The sequence below is a fragment of the Rhodoplanes elegans genome, assembly GCF_016653355.1.
In the GTDB taxonomy this organism is placed as follows: Bacteria; Pseudomonadota; Alphaproteobacteria; order Rhizobiales; family Xanthobacteraceae; genus Rhodoplanes; species Rhodoplanes elegans.
The window spans coordinates 1-14,682 of sequence record NZ_NHSK01000171.1 but is presented as its reverse complement, the minus strand read 5'-3'; the positions used below and the strand labels follow the sequence as shown (position 1 = coordinate 14,682).

Below are 14,682 nucleotides of genomic sequence, written 5' to 3'. Positions count from 1 at the left end.
ACGCCTCCACCTCCTTGCGACGAAGCCGCTTGCGCAGCACCGGCTGCTCGGCCGCGTCCACCCCGTGCAGTTGAAAGATATGCTTCGACGTATCCATTCCGATGCGGATACTCTGGCTCACGGACGGCCCCCTCGTTTGAGATCTTCACCGACCTCATTCTGGCACAGCGATGCCGTAGGGGGCCGTCCACACCATCACACCCTGTCTATCGGATGTCATCGGCACCGGGGGTATGGATCCCGGGCTCGCGAACCTGCGGTTCGCGCCCCGGGATGACGCTCCGACGGCATTCAGCTCGTCGCGCCGCCGGTCAGCTCCGGATAGTCCGGGAAATAGCTCGCCGCCATGCGGGCCACGTAGGCCGGCAGGTTGGCGTGGCGCTCCGCCGCGGTGCGCAGCGGCGTGATGAATTGGCGGCACAATGCGCCGGCCATGAACGGAAAGACGGTGGCGTCGACGACGGTCGGCTGGTCGCCCATGAAGAACGGCTTGTCGCCGAGATGATCGGCGACCGCGTCGATCGAGCGGGTGCCGAGCCGCAGCATGTCCTCGGGCGAATGCCGCGCCAGGCCCTGCGCGTGGAGGTCGCGGCGCACGCCGCGGCGGACCATGGCGATGACGAGACCGCGCATCGGGGCCGGCACGGCGCCGAAGAACTGCCGCGGGCCACGGTCGAAATTGGCGTCGTCGATCCAGCGGGCGTGGACGAAGGCCCAGTACAGGTGCTCCTCGATCATCTTCTCGAACGCCCAGGCGACGGCGCGCTGCGCGTCGGTCAGATCTTTGTCGAGGGCGAGCCCGTACTTCTTCTCGAGATGCCAGCGGATCAGCGTCGAATCGGCGATCACGGCGCCGTCGTCGTCGATATAGGGCAGCTTGCCCTTCGGCGCCTTGCGCAGGTTGCCGGCCACGGACCGGTAGGGCACGGCGGCCATCTTCAAGAGCGTCTCGGCCTTGGTGACGAACGGGCTCGGGTCGGGCAGCCCGAAGGCGGGGCCGAAGCCGTACAGCGTGATCATGCAGTCCTCGGGGGCGAATGCGTGTGCGCCGGACTCATACCGCCGCTCTTGGCGACAGCATGGCGACACGGCCGCGATCGCGTCAGAGCGCCGGCGCGATCATCGCCCCCTCGGGCGCCGCCGCGCCGGAAATGCGGCAGCGGCCGTCAGCGACCATGATGCGGCCTTCGGCGAGCCAGCGCAGGGCGAGCGGATAGATGCGGTGCTCGACCGCGAGCACGCGCACGGCGAGGCTCGCCTCGGTGTCGTCGTCGCCGACCGGGACGGCGCCCTGCACGATGATGGGCCCCGAATCCATCTCCGGCACGACCAGATGCACGGTGGCGCCGTGCAGCCGCACGCCGGCCGTGAGGGCGCGCGCGTGGGTGTCGAGCCCCTTGAACGACGGCAGCAGGGCCGGGTGGACGTTGATCATCCGTCCCTCCCAGGCGCCGACGAACCACGCCGAGAGCAGCCGCATGAAGCCGGCCAGGCAGACGATCTCGATGCCGTGGTCGCGCAGCACTGCGTCCATCGCCCGGTCGAACGCCTCGCGATCCTTGCCGAACGGCTTGTGGTCGACGACCTCGGTCGGAATGCCCGCCTCGGCCGCGCGGAGGAGGCCGGCGGCGTCGGGGCGGTTGGAGAGGACGAGCACGATCTCGGCCGGGAAGGCCGGGTCGGCGGCGGCCTCGATCAGCGCCGCCATGTTGGAGCCGCGCCCCGAGATCAGGATCGCCACTCTTGCGCGACCCGCCCCGGTGCGCGTCTTCTCGGCGCTCGTCATCGTCCGCCGCCCTTCCGCTCAGGCGTCGAGCGCGAGGCGGCCCGTATAGGTCACCCGCGGCGCGTCCGGCGCGGCGTCGACCACGGTGCCGATGCGCGACACGCTCTCGCCGGCGCGGGTCAGCGCGGCCGCGACCGCGTCGGCCTCCTCGGGCGCCGTGACGGCGATCATACCGACGCCGCAGTTGAAGGTGCGCAGCATCTCTAGCATCTCGACCCCGCCGGTCTTCGCGAGCCAGCCGAACACCGGGGGTACCGGCACGGCGTCGAGGTCGATGCGCACGCCCTGGCCCTTGCCGAGCACGCGCGGGATGTTGTCCGGGAAGCCGCCGCCGGTGATGTGGGCGAAGGCCTTGACGGCCCGGGTCTCGCGCATCGCGGCGAGGCACCCGGCGACATAGATGCGGGTCGGCGCGAGCAGTGCCTCGCCGAGCGAGCGGACCGGGTCGAACGGGGCGGGCGCATCCCAGGCGAGGCCGGAGCGCGCGACGATCCTGCGCACCAGCGAGTAGCCGTTCGAATGCACGCCCGAGGACGCGAGACCGAGCACCGCGTCGCCGGCGGCGACCGGCCGCGGCAGCAGGCCGTCGCGCTCGGCGGCGCCGACCGCGAAGCCGGCGAGGTCGTAGTCGTCGCCCTGGTAGACGCCCGGCATCTCGGCCGTCTCGCCGCCGATCAGAGCGCAGCCGGCCTGCCGGCAGCCCTCGGCGATGCCGCCGACGATCGCCGCCGCGCGCTCCGGGTCGAGCCGGCCGCAGGCGAAATAGTCGAGGAAGAAGAGGGGCTCGGCGCCCTGGACGACGAGGTCGTTGACCGACATGGCGACGAGGTCGATGCCGATCGTGGCGTGCCGGCCGGTCTCCACCGCGATCTTCAGCTTGGTGCCGACCCCGTCGGTCGCGGCGACCAGGACCGGGTCCTTGAACCCGGCCGGCTTGAGATCGAACACCGCCCCGAAGCCGCCGATCTCGGCGTCGGCGCCCGCCCGCCGGGTCGCCCGCACGAGCGGCTTGATGAGGTCGACCAGGCGGTTGCCGGCGTCGATGTCGACACCCGCGTCGGCATAGGTCAGGCCCGGTCGGCTGGTCTCGCTCATGGGTTACGGCCTCGCAGGTCGGGTGCGTCGAAGATGCGGGGTGGTACGGCGGAATCGGGTCTGGCGCAACGCTGCCGATCACAATAAGAAATTCAGGTTCGCCAAAGGAATAATCGAGGACATCTGTGTGCCGGACCGGGGCCGGGTCCGGGTGAGCCGGGGTCGAGCGTGAATTTTCCGAGCGTCGTTAACAATCTCCCGAATATCGTGACCATCGTCCGCATCCTCATGGTGCCGGTGCTGGTGTGGGCGATCGCCGCGGGCGAGATGCGGCTGGCCTTCCTCCTGTTCGTCGCCGCCGGCGTCAGCGACGCGGTCGACGGGTTCCTGGCCAAGCGCTTCGGGATGACCACCGACTTCGGCGCCCATCTCGATCCGCTCGCCGACAAGATGCTGATCGTCGCGATCTTCGTCGGGCTCGGCTGGTTCGGCCGCATCCCGCTGTGGCTGGTGATCCTCGTCGTGTCGCGCGACATCCTCATCGTCGGCGCCGTGACGCTGACGCTACTGCTCGGCAAGCCGATCAAGGTGCGGCCGCTGGCGATCTCCAAGGTCAACACGGTGGTGCAGATCGTCTTCGCCTCGCTGGTGCTCGGCGCGCTAGGCTTCGAGTTCGACGCGCAGCCGCTGCAATCGATCATCATGTACATGGTGGCGGCGACGACGCTCCTCTCGATCGGCTTCTACACGCGCGAATGGGTCCGCCACCTGGCGGCCGAGAGCGAGCCCGGCTGATGGTGCTCCGCCCCACCGATCCGGGGCAGCTCGCGCTCGGCCTGGAGCATCCCGAGAGCTTCTCCCGCGACGACTTCCTGGAGAGCCCGTCGAACGCGACGGCGCTCGGCCTCGTCGACCGCTGGCCCGACTGGCCGGCTCGCGGCCTGGTGGTGGCCGGCCCGGTCGGGACCGGCAAGAGCCATCTCGCGGCGATCTGGGCCGAGCGGGCCGGCGCCCGCGTGCTGCCGGCCGCCGCCCTGACCGAGGCCGGCGTGCCCGAGGCGCTCTCCGCCGGCGCCCTGGTGATCGACGACGTCGCGCCCGGCGTCGACGAGGTGGCGCTGTTCCACCTCCTCAACCTCGCCCGCGCCCAGGGCACCTTCCTGCTCCTCACCGCGACGACGCCGCCGGCCGGCTGGACGCTGCGGCTGCCCGACCTGCATTCGCGGCTGCGCGCCATGCCGGTGGTCCAGATCGAGGTCCCGGACGCGGCGCTGCTGCGCGCCGTCCTCGTGAAGCTGTTCGCCGATCGCCAGCTCGCCGTCGACGAGGGGCTGCTCACCTATGTCGAGCGGCGGATCGAACGCTCGCTCGCCGCCGCTCGGGCCGTGGTGGCGGCGCTCGACCAGGAGGGGCTGCGCCGCAAGCGGCCGGTGACCCGGGCGCTCGCCGTCGAGGTTTTGGGGCGGGCCGAAGCGGGCGGGGAGGCCGCGGAGGACGACGAGCACGACGAGCACGGCGACGGCGCGCCGGCGGGGCCGGGCGGCGGCGGCGCCTGAGCGTCTGCGTCACCATGCTACCGGATGCCGCCGCGGCCCGGGCTGGCCTTGCCGCGCCGGGGCGCCCATAGTCGAGACTCGGGCGACGCAACCGGCCGGTGGCGGAGCGCCCGGCTGCCGGACGGAACGGTCCGGCCGGAACGGCCCGAACAGGACAGCATGGCCCAAGACAGCATGGCCCAGGACATCGAGGCCCAGAACAGCATCGAGGCCCAAAGCAGCATGGTCGACCAGCAAGACATCGATCCGACGGTCGTGGTTCCCGGCGTGTCGGGGATCGCGCCGGTCGCCCCCAAGCCCGCCAAGCGCAAGCGGCCGCACGATCCGACCCGCTACATCAATCGCGAGCTGTCCTGGCTCCAGTTCAACCGACGCGTGCTGGAGGAATCGGCGAACCCCAACCACCCCTTGCTGGAGCGGGTCCGCTTCCTGTCGATCTCGGCCAACAACCTGGACGAGTTCTTCGTGGTCCGGGTCGCCGGCCTGAAGGGCCAGGTGCGCGAGGGCATCGCCACCAAGAGCCCGGACGGCCTCACCCCGAGCGAGCAGCTCGCCCGCATCAACGAGAGCGTCCAGGCGCTCGGCGAGGAGCAGCAGCGGCTGTGGCGCGCGCTGAAGACCGAGCTCGCCGCGCAGCGGATCGTGTTCGTCGAGGCCGCCGATCTCCACAAGGGCGAGCGCGCCTGGCTGGAGGATCACTTCCTCACCCACATCTTCCCGATCCTCACCCCGCTCGCCATCGACCCGGCGCATCCGTTCCCGTTCATCCCGAATTTCGGCTTCTCGCTCGCGCTGCAGCTCTCGCGCAGCCGCGACGGGCGCGCCATGAACGCGCTGATCCGGGTGCCGCCGAAGATCGAGCGCTTCATCCGGCTCACCGGCGGCGAGGAGGGCGTCATCCGGCTGATCACGCTGGAGCACGCCATCGCGCTGTTCATCCCGCGGCTGTTCCCGGGCTATGCGCTGAAGGGGCAGGCGGGCTTCCGGGTGTTGCGCGACTCCGAGGTGGAGATCGAGGAGGAGGCCGAGGACCTTGTCCTCCTCTACGAGACGGCGCTCAAGCGCCGCCGCCGCGGCTCGGTGATCCGGCTCGAGCTCGACGCGGCGATGCCGCCCGAGCTGCAGCGCTTCGTCCAGCGCGCGCTCGCCGTCGCCGACGACGAGGTGTTCCGCATCGACGGCGTGCTCGCCCTGTCGGAGTGGTCGCAGCTCACGTCGCTCGACCGGCCCGATCTCGAGTTCGTGCCCTACAATCCGCGCTTCCCCGAGCGCATCCGCGACCACGCCGGCGACTGCTTCGCGGCGATCCGGCAGAAGGATCTGATCGTCCACCACCCTTACGAGTCGTTCGACGTCGTCGTGCAGTTCCTCGAGCAGGCGGCGCGCGATCCGGACGTCCTCGCGATCAAGCAGACGCTCTATCGCACCTCCAAGGACTCACCGATCGTCCGGGCGCTCGCCGAGGCGGCCGAGCTCGGCAAGTCGGTGACGGCCGTCGTCGAGCTGAAGGCGCGCTTCGACGAGGAGGCGAACATCCGCTGGGCGCGCGACCTCGAGCGCGCCGGCGCCCAGGTGGTCTACGGCTTCATCGAGCTGAAGACGCACGCCAAGCTGTCGCTCGTGATCCGCCGCGAGAACGGCCAGCCGGTGTCCTACGTGCACACCGGCACCGGCAACTATCATCCGCAGACGGCGCGCATCTACACCGACCTCTCGTACTTCACGGCCGATCCGGCGGTCGCCCGCGACGTCTCGCGGGTGTTCAACTTCATCACCGGCTATGCCGAGCCGGCCGGGCTCGAGCGGCTGGCGGTGTCGCCGCTCGACCTGCGCGAGCGCATGCTCCGCCACATCGGCGAGGAGGCCGACAACGCGCGCGCCGGCAAGCCGGCGGCGATCTGGATGAAGATGAACTCGCTGGTCGATCCCGGCATCATCGACGCGCTCTACGACGCCTCGCAGGCCGGCGTGAAGATCGACCTCGTGGTGCGCGGCATCTGCTGCCTGCGCCCCGGCGTGCCCGGCCTCTCCGACAACATCAAGGTGAAGTCGATCATCGGCCGCTTCCTGGAGCACGGCCGCATCTACTGCTTCGGCAACGGCGCCGCGCTGCCGAACCCGAAGGCGCATGTCTACATCTCGTCGGCCGACATGATGCCGCGCAATCTCGACCGCCGCGTCGAGGTGCTGTGCCCGATTCTCAACGCGACCGTGCACGAGCAGGTGCTCGACCAGATCATGATGGCGAACCTGAAGGACAACGAGCAGAGCTGGACGCTCTTGCCCGACGGCAGCTCGACGCGTATCAAGGCGGCGTCCGGCGAAGAGCCCTTCAACGCGCATAAGTACTTCATGACAAATCCGAGTCTGTCTGGCCGCGGCAAGTCCGTGAAGGACTCCTCGCCGCGCAGCTTCACCCGGCGGGGAGACCGTGCTTAAGCGCACCAAGACGGCGCCCGCCGTCCCTCCCGGTCGGCTCGACGTCGGGCCGCCGGTCGCCGTCATCGACATCGGCTCGAACTCGATCCGTCTCGTCGCCTACGAAGGCCTCTGCCGCAGCCCGACCCCGATCTTCAACGAGAAGGTGCTGGCCGGGCTCGGCCGCGAGGTGCTCACCACCGGCCTCCTGGCGCCCGACGCGGTGGCGCGCGCGCTCGCGGCGCTGCAGCGCTTCCGCATGCTGTGCGACGTGATGGGCGTCGAGCGGCTGTGGGTGATCGCCACGGCCGCCTGCCGCGAGGCGAAGAACGGACCGCAGTTCATCCGCGAGGCGAAGGCGATCTGCGGCGTCGAGATCGACGTGCTCTCCGGCAAGCGCGAGGCGACGCTCTCGGCGCTCGGCGTCGTCTCCGGCATCCACCGGCCGGACGGCATCGTCGGCGATCTCGGCGGCGGCTCGCTGGAGCTCGTCGACGTGAAGGGCACCCGGCTCGCCGGCGGCGCCTCGCTGCCGCTCGGCGGGCTCGCGCTGCAGGACCTCTCGGCGCGCTCGCTCAAGAAGGCCGACAAGATCGTCGACGAGGCGCTGCGCGCCGTGAAGTTCCTCAAGGCCGGGCAGGGGCGCGCCTTCTACGCGGTCGGCGGCACCTGGCGTGCGCTCACCCGCCTGCACATGCGCCAGACCGGCTATCCGCTGCACGTGATGCAGAACTACGTGATCCCGGCCCGCGAGGCGCTGGAGTTCGCCCGGCTGGTGCGCCGCGTCAACGCTGACACGCTGTCGCAGATCGAGTCGGTCAACGAGTTCCGCCGGCCGCTGCTCGGCTACGCCGCCGTGGTGCTGGAGCACATCATCCGGGCCGCGAAGCCGCGCGAGATCGTCGTCTCGGCCGCCGGCGTGCGCGAGGGCCTGTTGTTCTCGGCGCTGCCCGAGCGCGAGCGCAAGCGCGATCCGCTGATCGCCGCCGCCATGGAGCTGAACGTGCTGCGGTCACGCTCGCCCGAGCACGGGCTCGAGCTGATCGACTGGACCGATCGCTTCATGGCGTCGACCGGCATCGAGGAGACGGCCGACGAGAAGCGGCTGCGCCACGTCGCCTGCCTGCTCGGCGACATCGCCTGGCGGGCGCATCCGGACTATCGCGGCCAGCAGTCGCTCGACGTCATCTCGCACGCCAATCTGCTCGGCGTCGACCATCCGGGCCGGAACTTCGTGGCGCTCGCCGTCTACTTCCGCCATGTCGGGCTGTTCGAGGGCGAGCTGCCATCGACCGTGCGCGAGCTCGTCACCACCCGGATGATCGACCGGGCGCGTATCCTCGGTGGTGCCATGCGGGTCGGCTATCTGCTCTCCGCCGCGATGCCGAACCTGCTGCCGACCGTGCCCCTGGTGGTGCGCCGCGGCCAGCTCCAGCTCGTGCTCGGCGAGACATACGCGACGCTCGGCGGCGAGCGCGTCGCCAACCGCCTGCGTCAGCTCGCCCGCCTGATCGGCCGCGAGGCGCTGATCGTCTAGCGCACCGCGACGGCGCCCTCGGCGCCTCACATCGCGCGCACGCGCATCAGGAAGTCGTCGACCCTCGAGGCGAGCTCACCGGCGCGGTCCTGCAGCGAGCGCGAGCCGCCGAGCAGCTGGTTCGACGACCGCCCGGTGTCCTCGGCCGCCTGCTTGACGCCGGCGATGTTGGCCGACACCTCGCCGGTGGCGGCGGACTGCTCCTCGACGGCGCCCGAGATCGAGGTGTTCACCTCGCTGATCCGCGAGATCACCCGGCCGAACTCCTGGATGGTCGCCGCCGTGATCTTGGTCGACTCCTGGATGCCGCGGATTTGCTGCTCGATCTCCTCGGTCGCCTTGCCAGTCTGGCTGGCGAGCGTCTTCACCTCGGAGGCGACGACGCTGAAGCCCTTGCCGGCCTCGCCGGCGCGCGCCGCCTCGATGGTGGCGTTGAGGGCCAGCAGATTGGTCTGCGCGGCGATCTGGGCGATCATCTTGGTCACCTCGCCGACCTTGTCGGCGGCGTGGAGCAGCTCGCCGACCAGCTTGTCGGACTTCTGCGCCTCGGTCACTGCGGTGTCGATGATCCGGGTCGCCTCGGTGAGCTGGCGGGCGATCTCGCGCGCCGAGGTGCTCAGCTCCTCCGACGCGACCGCCATGGTGGTCGACTGAACCGTGGTCTGCTCGGCCGCGGCGGCGAGCGACTGCGCCTCGTGCTGCATCTCGTCGGCGGAGGCCGCGACGGTGCCGACCAGCGACTTGACCGTCTGCTCGAACGTGTCGGCGAGCGCGGCGTTCTCGGCCTTGCGCTTCGACAGGTCGGTGGCGAACTTCACGACCTTGTAGACGCGGCCGTTCATGTCGAAGATCGGGTTGTAGGAAGCCTCGATCCAGACCTCCTTGCCGCCCTTGCCGATGCGGCGATACTGGCGGGCCTGGAACTCGCCGCGATTGAGCGCCTCCCAGAAGCGCTTGTAGTCGGCGCCCGCGCGCTCGGCCGGATCGACGAACAGGCTGTGGTGCTTGCCCTGGATCTCGGCGAGCGTGTAGCCGAGCACGGCGAGGAAGTTCTCGTTCGCCGTGATGATCGTGCCGTCGAGATTGAACTCGATCACGGCCTGCGAACGCCCCATGGCGTTCACCTTGCCGAGCAGGTCGGCGTATTCGAGCTTCTGCGCGGTGATGTCGGTGGCGTACTTCACCACCTTGAACGGCTTGCCGCGCCCGTCGAGCACCGGATTGTAGGAGGCCTCGATCCACACCTCCTTGCCGCCCTTGCCGAACCGCTTGAACTGCGCCCGCTCGAACTCGCCGCGATTGAGCTTCGCCCAGAACTCCCGATAGGCCGGGCTGTCACCGTAGGCCGGGTCGACGAACATGCGGTGGTGCTTGCCGCGGATCTCGTCCAGCCCGTAGCCCATGGCGTCGAGGAAGTTCTTGTTCGCCGTGATGATGGTGCCGTCCATCTGGAACTCGATGACGGCCTGGGACCGTTCGAGGGCGGCGAGCGTGGCGGCAGGCGAACGCGAGGACAAAAAACGGCGCATTGCAGACTCCGGCGGCGCGAGATCGACTTGCGTGAGACTGCCGGTGCGAACTTACTAAACTTTGAAACAATGTCGGCGTTTTTCCCGATTCAGCCGATTAATTCAGCTTGTCGGAACATCGTTCACGCGGGTGTGACTGCGAATCGACATCGCCTAAGCCCTATGGGCTACAGATCTTCGACGAATTGCACTTTGAATTGTTCTTCCACACGCGCGACGGGATTTCGACGACCGCACCGGGGAGTGCCGGCGAGCAGGAGCGTCGCAACAGGCGCGTGTCGCGCCGCGCGACCGCCTCACTCGCGCTCGATCGCCACCACGCGACCGCGCTCGACGGCGAGCGACAGGCGGCCGTGCTTGAGGGCGAGCGCCTTCTCGCCGAACAGCTCGCGCCGCCAGCCTTTGAGGGCGCGCACGTCGGCCTCGTCGTCGGCCGCGATGTGCTCGAGATCGTCGACCGTGGCGATCACCTTGGCGGCGACGCCGTGGCGCTCCGCCGTCATCCGCAGCAGCACCTTCAGCAGCTCGACCGTGGCGCTGCCGTTCGTCATCGGACGGTGGCGCTCGATCGGCGGCAGCGTCTTCGGATCGCGGGCGACGCCGGCCTTGATGGCTTCCAGGATGTCCTGGCCCCAGCGCGAGCGCTCGAAGCCCTTCGGCAGCGAGCGCAGCGAGGCGAGGCGCTCGGCCGTCGTCGGCGCCTGCAGGGCGATCTCGCCGATGACGTCGTCCTTGAGCACGCGGCCCCGCGGCACGTCGCGGGCCTGCGCCTCGCGCTCGCGCCAGGCGGCGACCTCGATCAAGATGGCGAGCTCCTTGGGCTTTCGCACCCGGCTCTTCAGCCGCTCCCACGCGGTCTCCGGATCCGACCGGTAGGTCGACGGCGAGGTGAGGATCTCCATCTCCTCGTCGACCCAGTTGGTGCGGCCGCGCTTCGCGAGGTCGTCCGACAGCGCCATATAGACATCGCGCAGATGGGTGACGTCGGACACGGCGTAGTAGGTCTGGGCGGGTGTCAGGGGCCGCCGCGACCAGTCGGTGAAGCGGTGCGACTTGTCGAGATTGTCGCCGGTTATGCGCTGCACGAGCTGATCGTAGGAGATCGCGTCGCCGTAACCCAGCACCATCGCGGCGACCTGGGTGTCGAAGATCGGGGTCGGGATCAGCGACGCCATGTGCCAGACGATCTCGATGTCCTGGCGCGCGGCGTGGAAGACCTTGAGGACCTTGTCGTTGGCCATCAGGGCCCAGAACGGCGAAAGATCGATGCCCTCGGCGAGCGTGTCGATCACCACGGCCTCGTCGGGGCTCGCCATCTGGGCGACGCACAGCAGCGGGTAGTAGGTGCTCTCGCGCAGGAACTCGGTGTCGACCGTCACGAAGGGATGCGCCGCCATGCGGTCGCAAACGGCGGCGAGCGCCTCGGTGGTGGTGATCGGCTCCAAGGCCGGAAGGTCGACGGGCTCGTTGGCGGCCCGGACGGTTCGCGTACGCAACGGATCCTCGATCAGCATCGAACGGGGCGGCATCGGACGGCACTGCGTCGGTCAGGACTGCGTCCGACAGGACCGTGTCGGACAGGACTGCGTCTGACGCAGAGGCTGCGGCCGCCGAATAGGCGATGAAACAGAAGGGTCATGGGCTGAATGCCATTTTAACGAATCTTAGCGCGCCGCGGCGCGCAGGTCGAGCCGGGAGCGGCCGACCCATCGGAGAATCAAGGATTTCTCTCCGCCGATGGTATCTCGGCCCGGTCCTCCCGGCGGGTTATCCACCACGGTGGGGCAGTCGCGCGGCTCAGGCCGCCACGGCGTGCTCGTAGATGTCCTCCTCCTGGGCGTTATGGATGCGCACCAGCGCCTCGATCGATTCGATCACCCGCTGGGCGTCGCGCACCAGGTAGCGGTCGACGTCCGCGGGGGCGAGACCGTCGGCGAGGCGGGAGAGCAGGCGGGCGAGGTGCTGGATCTCGCGATGCGCCCGGCTCATCGCCGAGAGGCCGTGGCTGTCGGCGAGATAGCGGGTGAGGGACGGGTAGACCTCGGCCTCGTCGTCGCGCTCGTGCGCCACCACCTCCTCGGCGACCAGCCGTTCCGCCTCGCGGATCAGCCGCACGGCCTCCTCCGGCCCGGCGTCGTCGAGGGCGTCGGCGATGCCGCGCAGCGTGTCGAGGCTGCGCTCCAGCCGGGCGTGGTCCTCGCGCAGATCCTGCGCCGCCGTGGACGACATGGTGCGCTGACCCCGGGCGGCGCCGCGACCGGGGCCGAGCGCCCGCAGGGCGTTGAGGATGACGGCGACGTCGATCGCCTCCTGGGTCAGGGCGCCGGCGACCGGGCTGAGATAGCCGAAGGCGGCCGCCACCATGGCGACGCCGGACAGCGACATCCCGACCACGATGCTCTGGACCGCGATGTGGCGCGCGCGGCGCGCCACCGTCACGGCCTGGGCGACGCGATCGAGCCGGTCGACCAGGATCACCACGTCGGCGGCCTCGGAGGAGGCCGAGGCGCCGCGCGCGCCCATGGCGATGCCGACCCCGGCGGCGGCGAGCGCCGGGGCGTCGTTGATGCCGTCGCCGACCATCAGGGTGGCGGCGAGGCGCTGCTCGGTCTTGACCGCGTCGACCTTGTCGGAGGGCGAGCGGTCGGCCAGCACGGCGTCGAGGTCGAGCGCCGCCCCGATCGTCTCGGCGGCGTCGGCGCGGTCACCCGTCACCATCATGATGCGGCGGATGCCGGCGCCGCGCAGGAGCTGGATGGCGCGCGGCGTCTCCTTGCGCAGCTCGTCGGCGAGGAGGAGCGCGCCGGCGGGCTTGCCGTCGACCGTGACGAACACGGCGAGCGCCGAGCGCCAGGAGGCGCGGCGCAGCGCCCGCGTCGCCCAGTCGGGCAGCCGCGCGACGCCGAACGCGATCGACTGCGAGCCGACGCAGACGACGCGGCCGCCGACCCGGCCTTCGAGACCGGAGCCCATCGCCTCGCGCACCTCGGTCGGCATCGCGAGCGCGAGATCCTGGGCCGCCGCGGCGGCCACGATGGCGCCGGCGACGACGTGGTGCGACGCCTGCTCCAGCGAGGCGGCGAGCCGCAGCACCTCTGCGGCGCTCTCGCCCGGTGCGGTCTCGATCGCCACCAGCCGGGCGCCGCCGACCGTGAGCGTGCCGGTCTTGTCGAACATGACCGTCACGGTCGTGGCGAGCGCCTCCAGGGCGCCGCCGCCCTTCACCAGGATGCCATGGCGGGCCGCCTGCGACACGCCGGCGATGAAGGCGACCGGGGCGGCGAGGATCAGCGGGCAGGGGGTCGAGGCGACCAGCACGGCGAGCGCCCGGATCGGGTCGCCGGACAGCGCCCAGGCGAGCCCGGCCAGCGCCAGCGTCGCCGGCAGGAGCAGGAGCGCGTAGCGGTCGGCGATGCGGATGAACGGCGCCTTGGCGGTCTGCGCCGCCGTCACGAGGCGGACGATCCCGGCATAGGTGCTCTCGCCGGCGGTCGCCCGGGCTCGCATCTCGAAGGTCTCGCCGACATTGACGGTGCCGCTGCGGACCTCCTCGCCGGCCCGGCGGGTGACCGGGAGCGCCTCGCCGGTCAGCGCCGACTCGTCGATCGCCGCCGCGGCGCCCGTGACGGTGCCGTCGACCGGCACCACCTCACCGGCCCGCACCACGAGCACGTCGCCGATCGCCACCGCGTCGATCGGCACGTCCTCGACCATGTCGCCGCCGCGGCGATGGGCGAGGCGCGGGGCGCGATCCACGAGGGCGCGGAGATCGCGCTCGGCGCGGGCCACCGCGATGTCCTCGAGCACGTTGCCGCCCGTGTACATGATGGCGACGACGACGCCGGCGAGCGGCTCGCCGAAGACGAGGGCGGCGCTCATCGACACGAAGGCGACGGCGTCGACCCCCATGCGCCCGGCGGCGAGCGCCCGCACGATCGAGATCGCCAGCGCGACCACGACGGGCAGGGTTCCGGCGAACCACGACCAGTGGGCGACGCCGGGCGCGCCGACCGCCCAGGCCGCGAGGCCGGCGACGAGGCCGGCGAGGGCGATCGCGACCAGCCCGTATCGTTCGATCGTCTCGCGCATGCGGCCCTCGGCGACGTATCCGGCGTTTCGTGTCGGGTTCGCCGGATCCGCTACCATCGCCTGGAAGTATTTGGAAGTACGGTCTTTTCCGGGCTTTGCCCGCGACTGCGAGGCATTCGCGGCGCAGCCCTCTCAGCCCGCCTCGGACGGGTCCCTGGAGGTGTCCGGGGCGCTCGTCTCGTCGGCGGCGAGGCAGCGCGCGACCAGCGCCTTCAGCGCCTTCAGGTCCAGCGGCTTGCGCAACCCCGCCGTGGCGCCGAGCGCGACCGCCATCTCCAGGAAGTCGGGCGACGGCACCCCGGGCCGCGACCGCCGCTCGGCCGAGATCGCCACCACGGGCAGGTCGGGGACGCGCTCTTTCACGGCGCGCAGCGTCTCGAACCCGTCCATCTCGGGCATGAACACGTCGCAGATCACGAGGTCGTAGGCGTCGGTCTCCAGGCTCTCCAGCGCGGTGCGTCCGCTGGCGGCCGCCGAGATGGTGTGCCCGGCCTCTGTCAGGGCGCGGCTGAGCACGACCCGGAGAAGCTCGTCGTCGTCGACCACCAGAATGTGTGCCATGGCGAGGGAGCCTCGCTGGGTCATACCGGTCGTGCAGCGGGTGCCGGATCTGTGGTACACGGCGCGGTGTATACAGTCCGTCAAAATAATGTCCCGCCCGGTGGCGACAAGCTCGCGTCTTTCCGTATGTCCGCGATAAAACAAGCCCGATGAAGTCCTTCGGCCCACACC

11 protein-coding genes and 1 pseudogene are annotated in these 14,682 nt (G+C 70.5%); 4 read left to right on the top strand and 8 right to left on the bottom strand.

The features are described 5' to 3' along the window. The 4 genes and pseudogenes from CCR97_RS32355 to purM form a co-directional block, all read right to left on the bottom strand. Window positions 1–121, bottom strand: a pseudogene (locus tag CCR97_RS32355) (IS110 family transposase); the annotation flags it as partial. Window positions 122–291: 170 nt separating this feature from the next. After that, window positions 292–1,020, bottom strand: coding sequence for a glutathione S-transferase family protein (locus CCR97_RS21485; RefSeq protein WP_111356718.1), 729 nt, complete (start codon window positions 1,018–1,020; stop codon window positions 292–294). Window positions 1,021–1,102: 82 nt separating this feature from the next. Next, window positions 1,103–1,786, bottom strand: a complete 684-nt coding sequence (gene purN, locus CCR97_RS21480; protein ID WP_111356719.1) for a phosphoribosylglycinamide formyltransferase — start codon at window positions 1,784–1,786, stop codon at window positions 1,103–1,105. Window positions 1,787–1,804: 18 nt separating this feature from the next. Continuing rightward, complete coding sequence (gene purM / locus CCR97_RS21475) at window positions 1,805–2,881, bottom strand: phosphoribosylformylglycinamidine cyclo-ligase (RefSeq protein WP_111356720.1); 1,077 nt, start codon at window positions 2,879–2,881, stop codon at window positions 1,805–1,807. Between the two features lie 168 nt (window positions 2,882–3,049). Between purM and CCR97_RS21470 the strand changes: the two genes are divergently transcribed. The 4 genes from CCR97_RS21470 (at window position 3,050) to ppx (ending at window position 8,332) form a co-directional block, all read left to right on the top strand. Next, window positions 3,050–3,616 carry a CDP-alcohol phosphatidyltransferase family protein gene (locus tag CCR97_RS21470; protein WP_276330211.1) on the top strand — a complete coding sequence of 189 codons (567 nt, stop codon included), beginning with the start codon at window positions 3,050–3,052 and terminating at the stop codon, window positions 3,614–3,616. Then, the gene (locus CCR97_RS21465; RefSeq protein WP_111356721.1) at window positions 3,616–4,377 is read left to right on the top strand and encodes a P-loop NTPase family protein; all 762 of its coding nucleotides are present in this window, start codon (window positions 3,616–3,618) and stop codon (window positions 4,375–4,377) included. The genes CCR97_RS21470 and CCR97_RS21465 overlap by 1 nt, the downstream gene beginning before the upstream one ends. Window positions 4,378–4,599: 222 nt before the next feature. After that, window positions 4,600–6,816 (top strand): RNA degradosome polyphosphate kinase, encoded by a 2,217-nt coding sequence (locus tag CCR97_RS21460; protein ID WP_111356728.1) that lies wholly within the window; start codon window positions 4,600–4,602, stop codon window positions 6,814–6,816. After that, on the top strand, window positions 6,809–8,332 hold the full coding sequence (ppx, locus tag CCR97_RS21455; RefSeq protein WP_111356722.1) for an exopolyphosphatase: 1,524 nt from the start codon (window positions 6,809–6,811) through the stop codon (window positions 8,330–8,332). Before CCR97_RS21460 ends, ppx begins: the two co-directional genes overlap by 8 nt. A gap of 26 nt (window positions 8,333–8,358) precedes the next feature. Here the strand turns inward: ppx and CCR97_RS21450 are convergent, their stop codons facing one another. The 4 genes from CCR97_RS21450 to CCR97_RS21435 all read right to left on the bottom strand — a co-directional run bounded on the left by CCR97_RS21450 (window position 8,359) and on the right by CCR97_RS21435 (window position 14,511). Continuing rightward, on the bottom strand, window positions 8,359–9,861 hold the full coding sequence (locus tag CCR97_RS21450) for a methyl-accepting chemotaxis protein (RefSeq protein WP_111356723.1): 1,503 nt from the start codon (window positions 9,859–9,861) through the stop codon (window positions 8,359–8,361). Window positions 9,862–10,157: 296 nt separating this feature from the next. After that, on the bottom strand, window positions 10,158–11,306 hold the full coding sequence (gene rnd, locus CCR97_RS21445; RefSeq protein ID WP_111356729.1) for a ribonuclease D: 1,149 nt from the start codon (window positions 11,304–11,306) through the stop codon (window positions 10,158–10,160). A 352-nt stretch (window positions 11,307–11,658) separates the two neighbouring features. Further along, window positions 11,659–13,950, bottom strand: a complete 2,292-nt coding sequence (locus CCR97_RS21440; protein ID WP_111356724.1) for a heavy metal translocating P-type ATPase — start codon at window positions 13,948–13,950, stop codon at window positions 11,659–11,661. Between the two features lie 132 nt (window positions 13,951–14,082). Then, the gene (locus tag CCR97_RS21435; protein WP_170145782.1) at window positions 14,083–14,511 is read right to left on the bottom strand and encodes a response regulator; all 429 of its coding nucleotides are present in this window, start codon (window positions 14,509–14,511) and stop codon (window positions 14,083–14,085) included. Window positions 14,512–14,682: the final 171 nt, after the last annotated feature.

Bases quoted from the DNA above. Each gene is read 5' to 3' on its own strand.
- CCR97_RS21485 (WP_111356718.1), bottom strand. From the start codon at position 1,020: ATGATCACGCTGTACGGCTTCGGCCCCGCCTTCGGGCTGCCCGACCCG.
- purN (WP_111356719.1), bottom strand. From the start codon at position 1,786: ATGACGAGCGCCGAGAAGACGCGCACCGGGGCGGGTCGCGCAAGAGTG.
- purM (WP_111356720.1), bottom strand. From the start codon at position 2,881: ATGAGCGAGACCAGCCGACCGGGCCTGACCTATGCCGACGCGGGTGTC.
- CCR97_RS21465 (WP_111356721.1), top strand. From the start codon at position 3,616: ATGGTGCTCCGCCCCACCGATCCGGGGCAGCTCGCGCTCGGCCTGGAG.
- CCR97_RS21460 (WP_111356728.1), top strand. From the start codon at position 4,600: ATGGTCGACCAGCAAGACATCGATCCGACGGTCGTGGTTCCCGGCGTG.
- CCR97_RS21450 (WP_111356723.1), bottom strand. From the start codon at position 9,861: ATGCGCCGTTTTTTGTCCTCGCGTTCGCCTGCCGCCACGCTCGCCGCC.
- CCR97_RS21440 (WP_111356724.1), bottom strand. From the start codon at position 13,950: ATGCGCGAGACGATCGAACGATACGGGCTGGTCGCGATCGCCCTCGCC.
- CCR97_RS21435 (WP_170145782.1), bottom strand. From the start codon at position 14,511: ATGGCACACATTCTGGTGGTCGACGACGACGAGCTTCTCCGGGTCGTG.